At 64.0% G+C, this 12,818-nt stretch carries 9 protein-coding genes; 6 read left to right on the top strand and 3 right to left on the bottom strand.

Annotated features, from left to right (window positions below; all coding sequences use genetic code 11):
• Nucleotide 1 precedes the first annotated feature (1 nt).
• The 4 genes from rbbA to CFR71_RS10150 are packed head-to-tail and all read left to right on the top strand — an operon-like array spanning nt 2 to nt 6,753.
• Nucleotides 2-2,740: a ribosome-associated ATPase/putative transporter RbbA gene (gene rbbA / locus CFR71_RS10165; protein WP_110530728.1), complete on the top strand. Its 2,739-nt coding sequence runs from the start codon at nt 2-4 to the stop codon at nt 2,738-2,740.
• A 6-nt stretch (nt 2,741-2,746) separates the two neighbouring features.
• Nucleotides 2,747-3,874 carry an ABC transporter permease gene (locus CFR71_RS10160; RefSeq protein WP_110530726.1) on the top strand — a complete coding sequence of 376 codons (1,128 nt, stop codon included), beginning with the start codon at nt 2,747-2,749 and terminating at the stop codon, nt 3,872-3,874.
• Complete coding sequence (locus tag CFR71_RS10155) at nt 3,874-5,343, top strand: efflux transporter outer membrane subunit (protein ID WP_110530724.1); 1,470 nt, start codon at nt 3,874-3,876, stop codon at nt 5,341-5,343. Before CFR71_RS10160 ends, CFR71_RS10155 begins: the two co-directional genes overlap by 1 nt.
• Nucleotides 5,344-5,370: 27 nt before the next feature.
• Complete coding sequence (locus CFR71_RS10150) at nt 5,371-6,753, top strand: GntT/GntP/DsdX family permease (protein WP_110530721.1); 1,383 nt, start codon at nt 5,371-5,373, stop codon at nt 6,751-6,753.
• A 49-nt stretch (nt 6,754-6,802) separates the two neighbouring features.
• Here the strand turns inward: CFR71_RS10150 and CFR71_RS10145 are convergent, their stop codons facing one another.
• A complete protein-coding gene (locus CFR71_RS10145; protein WP_110530799.1) occupies nt 6,803-8,059 on the bottom strand; it encodes a D-amino acid dehydrogenase in 1,257 nt (418 codons plus the stop codon).
• 40 nt (nt 8,060-8,099) lie between these two features.
• The gene (gene alr / locus CFR71_RS10140; protein ID WP_110530797.1) at nt 8,100-9,302 is read right to left on the bottom strand and encodes an alanine racemase; all 1,203 of its coding nucleotides are present in this window, start codon (nt 9,300-9,302) and stop codon (nt 8,100-8,102) included.
• A gap of 111 nt (nt 9,303-9,413) precedes the next feature.
• Between alr and CFR71_RS10135 the strand changes: the two genes are divergently transcribed.
• Nucleotides 9,414-9,863 carry an Lrp/AsnC family transcriptional regulator gene (locus CFR71_RS10135; RefSeq protein ID WP_110530719.1) on the top strand — a complete coding sequence of 150 codons (450 nt, stop codon included), beginning with the start codon at nt 9,414-9,416 and terminating at the stop codon, nt 9,861-9,863.
• 65 nt (nt 9,864-9,928) lie between these two features.
• On the opposite strand, the gene CFR71_RS10130 is transcribed toward CFR71_RS10135, so the two are convergent.
• Nucleotides 9,929-10,804, bottom strand: coding sequence for an MIP/aquaporin family protein (locus CFR71_RS10130; RefSeq protein WP_239019290.1), 876 nt, complete (start codon nt 10,802-10,804; stop codon nt 9,929-9,931).
• Between the two features lie 448 nt (nt 10,805-11,252).
• Between CFR71_RS10130 and glpD the strand changes: the two genes are divergently transcribed.
• Complete coding sequence (gene glpD, locus CFR71_RS10125) at nt 11,253-12,809, top strand: glycerol-3-phosphate dehydrogenase (RefSeq protein WP_207781364.1); 1,557 nt, start codon at nt 11,253-11,255, stop codon at nt 12,807-12,809.
• Nucleotides 12,810-12,818: the final 9 nt, after the last annotated feature.

The following is a 12,818-nucleotide window of genomic DNA, read 5'->3' as shown; positions in this document are numbered from 1 at the left end:
GATGGACGCGGCCACGCAACATGACGGCGGGATTGTCATCAGGGGGCTTTCGCATCGCTATGGCCCGGTAAGGGCGCTTGACAATATTTCCCTTACCCTGCCGGCGGGGACGACCATCGGCCTTGTCGGTCCCGACGGGGTGGGGAAATCCACGCTGCTGGGCCTGATCGCGGGGGTGCGGCGGATACAGTCGGGGCAGGTGGACGTGCTGGGCACGAACATGGCCGACCGCGCCGCGCGGGAGGCGTTTCTGCCACGTGTCGCCTTCATGCCGCAGGGGCTGGGCCGCAACCTGTATCCCACGCTGTCGGTTTGGGAAAATGTGGATTTTTTCGCCCGCCTGTTCGGCCTTGCGGCCGAAGAGCGCGACAAAAGGATTTCCCGCCTGCTGGAGGCAACGGGCCTTGCGCCGTTTCCCGACCGGCCGGCGGGTCACCTGTCTGGCGGGATGAAGCAGAAGGTCAGCCTGTGCTGCGCGCTGGTGCATGATCCCGACCTGCTGATACTTGACGAACCCACCACCGGCGTCGATCCGCTGTCGCGCCAGCAGTTCTGGACGCTGGTCAACCAGTTGCGCAGCGAACGGCCGGGCATGACGGTGCTTGTCTCCACCGCGTACATGGAGGAGGCGGAGCGTTTCGCCTATCTCGTCGCGATGGATGCGGGGCATGTGCTGATCGCGGACGAGACGCCGCGCGTGCTGGCGCGCACCCATTCCACCTCGCTGGAACAGGCCTATATTTCCCTGCTGCCGGATGAGAAGCGGGCGAACGCCACCGGATTTTCCATCCCGCCCTATCAGGATCCCGGCGGCGCGCCCGCCATCATGGCGCAGGGCCTGACAAAGCGGTTCGGCAGCTTTGTCGCGGTGGACAATGTCAGTTTCCGCATCGGCCGGGGGGAGATTTTCGGCTTCCTCGGTTCCAATGGCTGCGGCAAGTCGACCACCATGAAAATGCTGACCGGCCTGCTCGACGCCAGCAGCGGGACGGCGGAACTGTTTGGAAAGGTCATCACGCCGGGCGACATGTCAACACGCATGCGCATTGGTTACATGTCGCAGTCCTTTTCGTTGTACGAGGAGCTGACCGTCCGGCAGAACCTGCGGCTTCAGGCGCGGCTGTACCGCATCCCCGCGCATGAGGCGACGCAGCGCGTCAACCAGGCGCTGTCGGATTTCGAACTCGACAACGTCGCCGACGTGCGTCCCTCCGCCCTGCCGCTGGGCATACGCCAGAGGCTCCAGCTTGCGGCGGCGTGCATCAACAATCCCGAAATCCTGATCCTTGACGAACCGACCTCCGGGGTGGACCCGGCGGCGCGCGACATGTTCTGGCGGCATCTGATCCACCTTTCGCGCCAGCGGCATGTCACGATTTTCGTATCCACCCATTTCATGAACGAGGCCGCGCGCTGCGACCGCATCTCGCTGATGCATCGCGGGCGGGTGCTGGCGGTCGGAACCCCCGCCGAACTGGTGCGCAGGCGGGGCGCGAAGGATCTGGAGGCCGCGTTCATCGCCTACCTCAAGGAGGCGGAGGCCGAACCGGACGGCGCGGCACAACAGGCACAGCCGCGCCACCGGCGGCATGCATGGACCTGGCGCGGATGGCGTGGGGGCACATGGCTGCCGCGTGCATGGGCCTTTGCCCGGCGCGAGGCGGTGGAACTGCTGCGTGACAGGATGCGCCTGACATTCGCGATCATCGGTCCGGTCGTGCTTCTGCTGATCGCGGCGTCGAGCATCTCCTTCGATGTCAATGGTGTGTATTTCACGGTCTGCGATCAGGACCGCACGCATATCAGCCAGGACCTGATCGACAGCTTCCGCGGATCCCCCTATTTCGTGGAGACCGCGCCCTCCGCCGATCCGGCGCAGATGGACCGGCGCGTGCAGGATGGCGCGGTACAGCTGGCGCTGGATATCCCGCCGGGTTTCGCCCGTGACATGGAGGCCGGGCGCCGTCCCGCCGTGGGCGTTGTCATCGACGGGGCCGTGCCGTTCCTTGCGGCGGATGTCCGGGCCTATGTCGAAGGGGTACTGCTGCGGTATGCAACGACACTGGGCCGTGAACTGCCCCAGACGGCGGGCGTGCCGATCACGCTGGAACCCCGGTTCATCTACAATCAGGAGTTCCGCAGCATCTATGCCATGACGCCGGGCATGGTCATGCTGGCGCTGATCCTGATCCCCACGATGCTGACCGCCCTTGGCGTCGTGCGGGAAAAGGAAATCGGCTCCATCGTCAACCTTTATGCCTCCCCCGCCACGGTGGGGCAGTACCTGGTGGGCAAGCAGGCCCCCTATGTCGCGCTGGCGGGCTGCAGTTACGTGGTGCTGGTCGTGCTGTCCGTCCTTGTCCTCGGGGTGCCGCTGAAGGGGTCGTTCGTGGCGCTGAGCATCGGCGCGCTGCTGTTCATACTGGGGGCGACGGGGCTGGGGATGCTGATTTCCACCTTCGTCAGTTCGCAGGTCGCGGCCATTTTCGGCACCGCCATCATATGCCTGATCCCGGCGGTGAACTTCTCCGGCATGCTTTATCCGTCCTCCACACTGACGGGGTTCAGCCGTCTTGTGGGGCTGGGTTTTCCCGCCTCGTGGTTCCAGCTCATCAGCCTTGGCAGCTTTACCAAGGGGATGGGGATGCTTGCCTTCATGCGGATGTATGCGGCGCTGGCGGGGTTTGCCGCCCTGTACATGCTGGGTGCGCGGCTGTTGCTGAAGAAGCAGGAAGCATAACCGCCCATGGGACGCTGGATCATCAATGTCGGCCTGTTGTGCGGCAAGGAATTCCGCAGCCTGTTCAATGATGTCATCCTGCTGGGGCTGATCGTCTTCGCCTTTACGGCGGGCGTGCTTCTGGTGGCCAATGGCGTGCGGGTCGATGTCTCCAACGCGACCATCGCCTTTGTGGACGAGGATAACTCCCCCCTGTCGCGTCGCCTGCGCGATGCGGTGCTGCCGCCCTATTTCAAGCCGCCGGTCCTGATCGCGCGGGAGGATGCGTCGCGCCTGATGGACCGGGGGGATTATATTTTCGTCGTTGATATCCCCCCCCGGTTTGAGGCCGACGTGCTGTCGGGGCGTTCCCCGTCGCTGCAGATACAGGTTGATGCCACCGCCATGACGCAGGCGGGACTGGGCACGACCTACCTGAACGGGATTTTCATGGGCGAGGTTGAATCCGTCCTGCATTCCGGACATCTGGCCAATGCCATTCCCTTTCGCGCCGAAAGCCGCATCCGTTTCAATCCAAACGGGGAATCGCAGTGGTTTACCTCCGTCATGCAGATCGTGACCAATATCACCATCCTGTCGATCATACTGGTGGGGGCGGCGGTCATCCGTGAACGCGAACATGGCACGATCGAACACCTGCTGGTCATGCCGGTATCGGCGAGTGAGATCGCGCTTTCGAAAATCGTGACCAACGGCTTCGTCATCTTCGTCGCCACCATGCTGTCGCTATGGCTGGTGGTGCATGTATGGCTGGGCGTGCCGCTGGTGGGGTCGATCCCGCTGTTTGGCGGATGCGCGCTGATCTACCTGTTTTCGGTGACGTCGCTGGGCATCATGCTGGCGACGGTGGCCCCCACCATGCCGCAGTTCGGGCTGCTTGCGGTGCCGGTCTATGCCGTGGCGTACCTGCTGTCGGGGGCGGCGACGCCGGTGGAAAACATGCCGACCCTGATCCGCATGGTGGTGCGCTTCCTGCCAACGACGCAGTTCGTCAACCTGTCGCAGGCCATCCTCTATCGCGACGCGGGGATTGCGACGATCGCGGCCCCGCTGCTGACGATCGTCGTGACGGGGGTGGTTTTCCTGTTCTGTGCGCTCCTGCGCTTTCGCTCCATGCTGGCAAGGCAGGGATAATGAAGAAGAAGACACTTTCACGCATCATCTGTCTTGCGGCCATCGGGGCGATGACGGCCTGTTCGCCCTTTCATACCAGCGCGCCTCCCTCCCGCGTGGTGGTGCCGGCGCGTTTTGCGCAGGCCCCGACGGGAACGGATGCGGGCACCGACCTTACGACATGGTGGCGTTCGTGGAATGACCCCGTCCTGACCGGCATGGTGGAGGCCGCGCTGGCGGCCAATCCCGATATCCGCATCGCCCGCGACAATGTGCTGCAGGCCCGCGCCGCGCATGTGATCGCCCGTTCCACGCTGTATCCCACCGTGGGCGCGACGGGGGATATCGGCGGCGGCGGGATGAGCTGGCGCAATCCTGCCGGCCTGTCGCAACTGTCCGATGGGGACCCGGCCACGGACGCCCACCTGGCGGGGATCGGGGCATCGTGGGAGCCGGACCTGTTTGGCGGCCGTCATGCCGACAGCCGCGCGGCCCGCGCCCTGATGCTGGGACAGCAGGCCGAATATCACGGCATGCAGATGCTGGTGGCCGCCGACGTGGCGGAAAATTACCTGCGCGCGCAGGGCGTGCGGCGACAGATGGACCTGCTGGACCGCAGCATCGCCATACTGGAACGCCTGCGGACCTACACACAGGCGCGGTTCGCGGCGGGGCAGGCGGTATCCGCCGACGTGCGTGATGTTGACGAGAAACTTTCGCTCCAGCGGGCGCGGCGTCCCCTGCTGGTCGAGGAATATGACCTTCATCGCCGCAGGCTTGCGATCCTGTCGGGCCGCACGCCCGAAAGTGCCGGGCCGCTGCCCGCGCCCGGCGCGTTCTTCGTGCCTGCCCCCCCGATGGGGGAGATGCCCGACACCGTTCTGGAACGACGTCCCGATGTCCTTGCCCGCCGCGATCAGGTGGAGGCGGCGTTGCAGCACCTGAAAAGCGTCAAGACCGACCTGCTGCCGCGCTTCGGACTTGAATTCTTCGGTGGGGACGGGCGCCTGCGTTTTGACGGCATTCCTGGCCTGTCCGGAACGGGGGGGCTGATGGCGCTGACGACGTATCTGCCGATCTTCACGGCGGGGCGGGTGCGCGCGCGCATCCATGCCGCCCATGCGCGTCTGGACGCGGCGGTCGCGGGATATGACAGGAGCGTGCTCAACGCGCTGGCGGAGGTCGAGGACGCCTATGAAGCCCGCATGAGCGCGGATGCCCGTGCGCATGACCTGGCGACCGCCGTGACGCAGGCGCAGACGAACGTGCATGACGTGACCGGCCTTTATGAAGGGGGGCAGCGGATGATGCACGATGTCCTGCGCAGCCGGCTGGACGCGCTCGACGCGCAGGAACAGGTGTTGCGCAATCAGGACATGCAGACGCTTGCCAGCATCCATCTGGCCCGTGCACTGGGCGGCGGGTGGAGGCATGAAAGTGACGATGCCCCGCCGCTTCGTCCGCAGTCCACATCCCGCCGTCACCACTGACCTGTTTGAGGGAAAGGAAGGAGACGGATGTCCGTTTCGCTGGCGTTCACGATTGTCGCGGTTTCCATTGCCATGGCGGTGGTGCTGATCCAGCGCGGCAGACTGCATCCGTTCATCGCCCTGTTCCTGACGTCGCTGTTTCTGGGAACTTGTGCCGGCATGGCGCCCGCCCACGTCATCAGCGCCTTTGAAAACGGGGCGGGGGAGGTGCTGGGGCAGATCGCATCGGTGATCGCCCTTGGCGCGATGCTGGGAAAGATGCTGGAGGTTTCGGGGGGGGCGGACCAGATCGCGCTGACGGTCGTGCGCCTGTCGGGACGGCGGAACATGGCATGGGCCATGATGCTGATCGGGCTTCTGGTGGGGATCTCGGTCTTCTTTACGGTCGGATTTGTCATCCTGGTCCCGCTTGCGATGTCGGTCGCGCGGCAGACGGGGCTTCCGATGCTCAGGGTGGCGCTGCCGATGACGGCGGCCCTTTCGGTGGTGCAGGGGCTGGTCCCCCCGCATCCGGGGGCGATGTTCGCGCTGGCGGCCTATCATGCCGACGTGGGGCGCCTGATCGTCTGGGGCATACTGCTCAGCATTCCCATCGCCATCATCGCCGGGCCGCTTTATGCCGGATTTGTCGTGCCGCGCCTCGGCGCCGTGCCCATGCCGGCGGGACACGGGGAGGTGCTACAGGGCGCCAGTGCGCGTCCGGGTGAGCATCCTGATGACGGTTCCGGTGGCCGTCCCCTGCCATCCTTTGGCATAACACTGCTGACCATACTTGCCCCTGTCGTGCTGATGCTGGGTGGTTCCATCGCGCGGCTGGTCTGCGCGCCGGACAGCCTTGCCAGCATCGTCCTGCGCTTTGTCGGTGACCCGAACGTGGGGATGGTGCTGTCGGTGCTGCTGTCGTTTTGCACGCTGGGGGCGCGACAGGGGCTGACGCGCCAGGACATGCTGCGGCTGAGCAATGAGTCCCTTGCCCCGCTGGCCTCGCTGTTCCTGATGATCGGGGCGGGGGGCGGCTTCGGGCAGGAACTGATGGAAAGCAACCTGTCAGCGATCATCACGGGAGCGGCCATCGGCATGCATATCCCGCTGCTGCTGCTGGCGTGGCTGATGGCGTCCGCGCTGCGCCTTGCGGTGGGGTCGGCCACAGTCGCGATGGGAACAACGGCCGGGGTGGTCGGTCCGATCATGCTGCAGGGGCATGGGGTGTCGCCTGAACTGATGGTGCTGGCGACCGGGTCCGGGGCCGTGATGTTCGGGCCGCTGAACGATTCCGGATTCTGGCAGGTGAAGGAGGCGCTGGGCATGACCGTGCCGCAGACAATCGCCACATGGTCGGTCATCGAGACGCTGATCGGGGTGAGTGGCCTGATCCTGTGCGCCGCGCTGTGGTGGATGGGCATGGGGTAAGGGCAGGCGGCAGGCGGGGCATGCAAGCCCCGCCTGCCGGAAGGTATGGTCAGTGTCCGTAGCGCACCAGCCCGAGATCTTCATGCGGGATTTCGGGCATGCGTCCCGACATGATGTCCGCCAGCACACGGCCCGATCCGCAGGCCATGGTCCAGCCCAGCGTGCCATGCCCGGTATTGAGGAACAGGTTGTCGTAGCGCGTGCGCCCGATGATGGGGGTGCCATCGGGTGTCATGGGACGCAGGCCGGTCCAGAACGTTGCCTCCGACAGGTTGTTGCCGCCGGGGAAAAGATCGGTCAGCGAGTGCTCAAGCGTTTCGCGCCGGGGCTTGCGCAGGCGCTTGCTGAACCCGGCCAGTTCGGCGGTGCCCCCGACGCGGGTGCGCGACCCCAGGCGGGTGATGCCGATCTTGAACGTTTCGTCCATGATGGTGGAAACCGGCGCGCGGTCCTCGTTGATGATCGGCGCGGTGATGGAATATCCCTTGACCGGGTAAATCGGCAGATCCAGCCCGAGGGAGCGCACAAGCGCCGGGGAATAGCTGCCAAGGGACAGGACATAGGAATCCGCCGTCAGCTTGCCCCGGCTCGTCTGCACGCCCGTAATTTTTCCGCCATCGGCATGCAGGGCGCGGATCTGCGTGTCATAGAGAAATTCGACGCCAGCCTTTGCCGCCATGGCCGCAAGGGTCTGGGTGAACTTGAACGCATCGCCGGTTTCGTCCCCCGGCAGTCGCAGGCCGCCCACGATCTTGTCACGCGCGCTCGCCAGGCCGGGCTCGGCTGCGATGCATCCGGCCGCGTCCAGCACCTCGTACCCGACCTTGTACTGTTCAAGCACGCTGATATCCTTGGCGGCGGCGTCCACCTGCTTTTGCGTGCGGAATACCTGCAGCGTGCCCTGCTGACGGTCGTCATAGGTAATGCCCGTGCTGGCGCGCAGGTCGCGCATGACATCGCGGCTGTATTCCGCCAGACGCACCATCCGTCCCTTGTTGCGGTCATACGCGGCGGTCGTGCAGTTTTCGAGCATCTTGAGCAGCCACGACCACAGGTGCGGGTCGGGCATCGGCCAGAACACGAAGGGACGGTATTTCATCAGAAGCCACTGAATGGATTTCAGCGGCACGCCCGGCCCGGCCCACGGGGCGGAATATCCCGGCGAAACCTGCCCCGCATTGGCAAAACTGGTTTCCAGGCCTGCGGCGGGCTGACGGTCGACGACCGTGACCTCGTGGCCTGCCTGTGCCAGATACCACGCCGATGTGACGCCGACGACACCGCTACCCAGAACGATGATTTTCATTGCGCTTATGCTTTCGTGCAAAAGATGATGAAGACAGGCCTCAGCCCCCGGCGACATAGGTGCGGTGATAGCGATGGCCGAGGGAAGTCAGGATCTCGTACCCGATCGTGCCGGCGGCGCGCGCCGCAGCATCGACGCTATGATGGGGACCCAGCAGGTCCACCGCCATGTCGGGTGCCAGTTGCCCCGCAGGTACGTCCGTGATGTCGATGGTGATGGAATCCATGGAAATGCGGCCCAGGATCGGCAGGCGTGTGTCCCCGAACCATGCCGCCCCATGGCCCGCGCCCTGTCGCAGGCATCCGTCGGCATATCCGGCCCCTATCGTGGCAATGCGCCGTGGGCGCGTCGCGCGATAGGTCAGGCCGTATCCCACGCCATCGCCCGGCGCGATGTCACGGATCTGCAGGATGCGCGCGCTCAGCTTCACGACGGGGCGCAGCGGGTTGGGCGCGGTTTCGTTGGGCGCGATGCCATACAGGGCCGCACCCGGGCGGACCATGTCAAAGTGGTAGTCGGGGCCAAGGAAAATCCCCGATGATGCCGACAGCGCCAGCGGGGCCGGGGGCAGCAGTGCCGCCATGCGGATCAGCTGCGCGCGCTGCTGCGCGTTGGCGGGATTGTCCGGCGTGTCGGCGCAGGCAAGGTGGCTGATGATCAGGCAGGGATCGATGCCCTGCAGCACGGTGGCATCATCCGCGATGGCGCGCACGTCGGACATCGAAAGCCCGAAGCGCGACATGCCGGTGTCAAGCTGGATGACCGCAGGCAGGATCCGGCCCTCACGCCGCGCCAGTTCGCGCCAGCCCGCGATCTGTTCCATGGAATTGAGGACGGGTGTCAGGCCGTGCGCCACGAATTCCTCTTCCGTTTCCGGCAGGGGACCATGAAGGACAAAGATCCGCGCCGTCGGGGCGACATGGCGCCGCAGGGCGAGTCCTTCCTCCAGGTGCGCGACATAGAAATGATCCGCCCCCGCACGTTCCAGCGCCGGCGCGACCTGCGCCAGACCCAGCCCGTAGGCATCCGCCTTCACCACCGCCGCGCATGTCGTCCCCGCCCCGACCTTCTGGCGGAGCAGGCGGTAATTGTCGGCAATCGCGCCAAGGTCGATTCTCAGGCTGGCGCCCGCGCGGTGACGCGGCCAGTGGGTGGACGTGCTGGGGGTGGATGCGCTGGGGGCGGGTGTGCTGGCGGGGGATGGTATCGACACGGGCACAGGTTCCGGCATGGGGGAAGGCATGGAAAATCCTATGTTGGATCGAAATGAAATGTCCTGCCATTCAATGGCAGAAGATGCTAACACATTCTTCTGTCGCGCAAGAAAATGCGCATAATGGCGGAATATTGTATCATGATCGTGGACCGGGTGAATGATGCCATCCTGCGTCATCTGTCCCATGACGGACGGATGACGAACGCGGAGCTGGCGCAGAAGGTGGGGCTGTCGCCCTCGGCCTGCCTGCGTCGTGTCAGGCTTTTGGAAAATCAGGGGGTTATCTGCGGATATCGCGCCATGATCGACGAACGTTCGGTTCATGGCATGACGACCGTGATCGTGCAGATCACCCTGGAACGGCAGACCGATGAATGCCAGCGCCGTTTTGAGGCACGGGTCCGCGAATGCCCCGACGTGCGCGAATGTTACCTGATGACGGGGGATGCGGATTACCTGCTGCGGGTGGAGGCCCGCGACACGGCCGATTATGAACGCATCCACAAGGAGGAGCTGTCACGCATGCCGGGTGTTGCCCGTATCCAGAGCAATTTCGCCATCAGGACCGTCATCCGCAAACTGTCCTGAACCGCGAATCGCACAACAGGCCGGGCATTGGACTGCCCGGCCTGTCTGCTGTTGGAGCGACCTTTTCAGGCCTCCTGCCCGGTGGTCCCTGTTACGGGCAGGGGGGCGATATCCTCGCGGACCGTGGCCTTGTGAACCACCGGGATTTCCGGGGTGGGACGGGGAATGAAGGGACGCACCAGGAACTGGTAGGCCCCGGCGCCGATCACGCCCCCGCACAGCGGGCCGACAATGGGCACCCACCAGAAACCGTCGGGTCCCGGAAGGGCGGAATATTTCCATCCGCCCAGAAAGCAGAACAGACGGGGGCCGAAATCACGCGCCGGATTGATGGCCCAGCTTTCCAGATAACCCGCGCACGCCCCGATGGACGCGACAAGCAGGCCGATGATCAGGGCGCTGGAATTCGCCTGCGGGGCCTGCGTGTTGTATTCGCACGTCACGGCAAAGATGCCGAACAGCAGCAGCGCCGTCAGGATGGTTTCATCCAGCAGGGCATGCATGGGCGTCACGAATTCCCCCGGATGGGTGAAAAAGACACCCGCCGCCCCGCCATCGCTGGCCCGGTCAAGGTGATGCGCCAGGTTGTAATGGTCGATCACCGGCTGGTACATGACATAGACCAGCATCGCGCCAATCATTCCCCCCAGGACCTGCGCCCCGCAATAGGGCAGCACCTTGCGCCACGGGAATCCGCGATACAGCGCCAGCGACACGGAAACCGCCGGGTTCGCGTGGGTGCCCGATACGCTGCCGGTGATGTAGATGGCGATCGTGACCCCCAGACCCCATACGATGCACACGCCCCAGTAGGACAGCTTGTACGGGCTGGGATCATACAGCGTGTACATGGCGGCAACGGAATCGCCGATCAGCACGATAATCATGACGGCGAGGCATTCGGAGATCAGCTCCCCGAAGAATTGTCTGTTTATGAACATCGGACCTGCTTTGTTCTTTTTTGTTCGGTCAATGGAAACAGGCCGTTATCGGCCCTTGAGCCCCGATCTTTGCGATCTGGTATGTTCTTAAACGAACATGCGTCGCTTCAAAATGATTATTTTCAGTGGGTCGGGTACAATTTGACGGCAACATTATAAAAAATTTTATGCAGCAAACAAAACCGGTAACTAACGTATTACAATAAAGTATTTTGTGCATTGCACCATGGGAATTGCGGATGCTGTCGCAACAGGAAGATGTGCGATACCGCGCAATTCGTGGTGGCATGGGATATGGCATCGGATGACGGATTTCCGCCAGAAATGGTTTGTATGGAATGGACTTTCCGAATTCTTTCCCCTGGTTCCTGTCGATGGAATAAGTGCAGAAGGCATATTGAAAACCCAAACATGTTCGTTTACGAACATTTCAGGAGGAATTACGCACATGCTGTCCATGGATGAAACGTCCCAGCCATCGTCCCAGATGCCACGCGACAATGGCAAGACGGTCGATATGCTGGTTGTGGGCGGGGGCATAAACGGCGCCGGCATCGCGCGCGATGCGGTGGGCCGGGGTGCCTCCGTCCTGCTGGTGGAGCAGGATGACTTCGCAAGTCATACCTCGTCCGCCAGCACCAAGCTGATTCACGGCGGCCTGCGCTATCTGGAATATTATGAATTCCGGCTGGTGCGCGAGGCCCTGATCGAGCGTGAGCGGCTGCTGCGCATTGCGCCGCACATCATCTGGCCGATGCGTTTCATCCTGCCCTATGCCCCGCAGGCGCGACCGGCGTGGATGCTGCGGATGGGGCTGTTCCTGTACGACCACCTGGCCGGGCACATGACCCTGCCAAAGTCGAAGTCGGTGAACTTCGCCACCAGCCCCGTCGGCGCCCCGCTGAACGGGACATGCGTCAAGGGATTCGCCTATTCCGACGGATGGGTGCAGGACAGCCGGCTTGTGGTGCTCAATGCCATGGACGCGGTGGCCCGTGGCGCGGATGTCCGCACCCGCACCCGCATGGTCAGCGCGCAGCGCACCAATGGCGTATGGTCGGCGGTGATCGAGAATGTGCGCGACGGTTCGCGCGAAACCGTGCGTGCCCGCGTCCTGGTCAATGCCGGCGGCCCGTGGGTCAGCGAAATCCTGCGTGACCGCGCCCGCATCCAGACCGACAAGCATGTCCGCCTGGTCAAGGGCAGCCATATCGTCGTGCCGCGCATGTTTGACGGGGAGCAGGCCTATATCCTGCAGAACCCTGACAAGCGGATCGTGTTCGCCATACCGTACGAGCAGAAATTCACCCTGATCGGCACGACCGACGTGCCGTGGACCCAGGCGCCGGGCCGGGTCGAGATCTCGCCCGAGGAAATCCGCTACCTGTGTGAAAGCGTCAGCCGCTATTTCAAGAAACCGGTGACCCCCGACGACGTGGTCTGGAGCTATGCCGGGGTGCGGCCGCTTTATGACGATGCGTCGAAAAATGCCTCGGCCGTGACGCGCGATTATGTCCTTGATATCGACGCGGCCAACGGGCAGGCGCCGCTGCTGTCGATTTTCGGGGGCAAGATCACGACCTATCGCCGCCTTGCCGAACATGCGCTGGAAAAGCTGCGGCCTTTCCTGCCGGTTCTGTCGGCGGCGGGGTGGACGGCCGATCGCGTGCTGCCGGGCGGTGACCTGGGCGCGGGCGGGTTCGATGGCGCGCTGGCGCGTTTCGCGCGGGCGACGCCCTTCCTCGACGCCAGCCAGCACTGGCGTCTGGTGCGCAATTACGGGTCGTGCGCGATGGATATCGTGGGCGACGCGAAATCGGCGGCCGACATGGGGGAAGGTTTTGGCGGTGGCCTGACGGCACGCGAAATCGATTACCTGATGGACCATGAACGCGCCGAAACGGTGGAGGACATCCTGTGGCGGCGTTCGCGCATGGGGCTGCATGTAACTGACGAGGATGCGGCCCGCCTCGACGCCTATATCCGGCAGCGTCAGGCGCGTTGATCCATTTCA

The sequence above is a fragment of the Novacetimonas pomaceti genome (genome assembly GCF_003207955.1).
Lineage (GTDB): Bacteria > Pseudomonadota > Alphaproteobacteria > Acetobacterales > Acetobacteraceae > Novacetimonas > Novacetimonas pomaceti.
The sequence above is the reverse complement of the archived record's forward strand: the minus strand, read 5'-3'. Positions and strand labels throughout refer to the sequence as shown.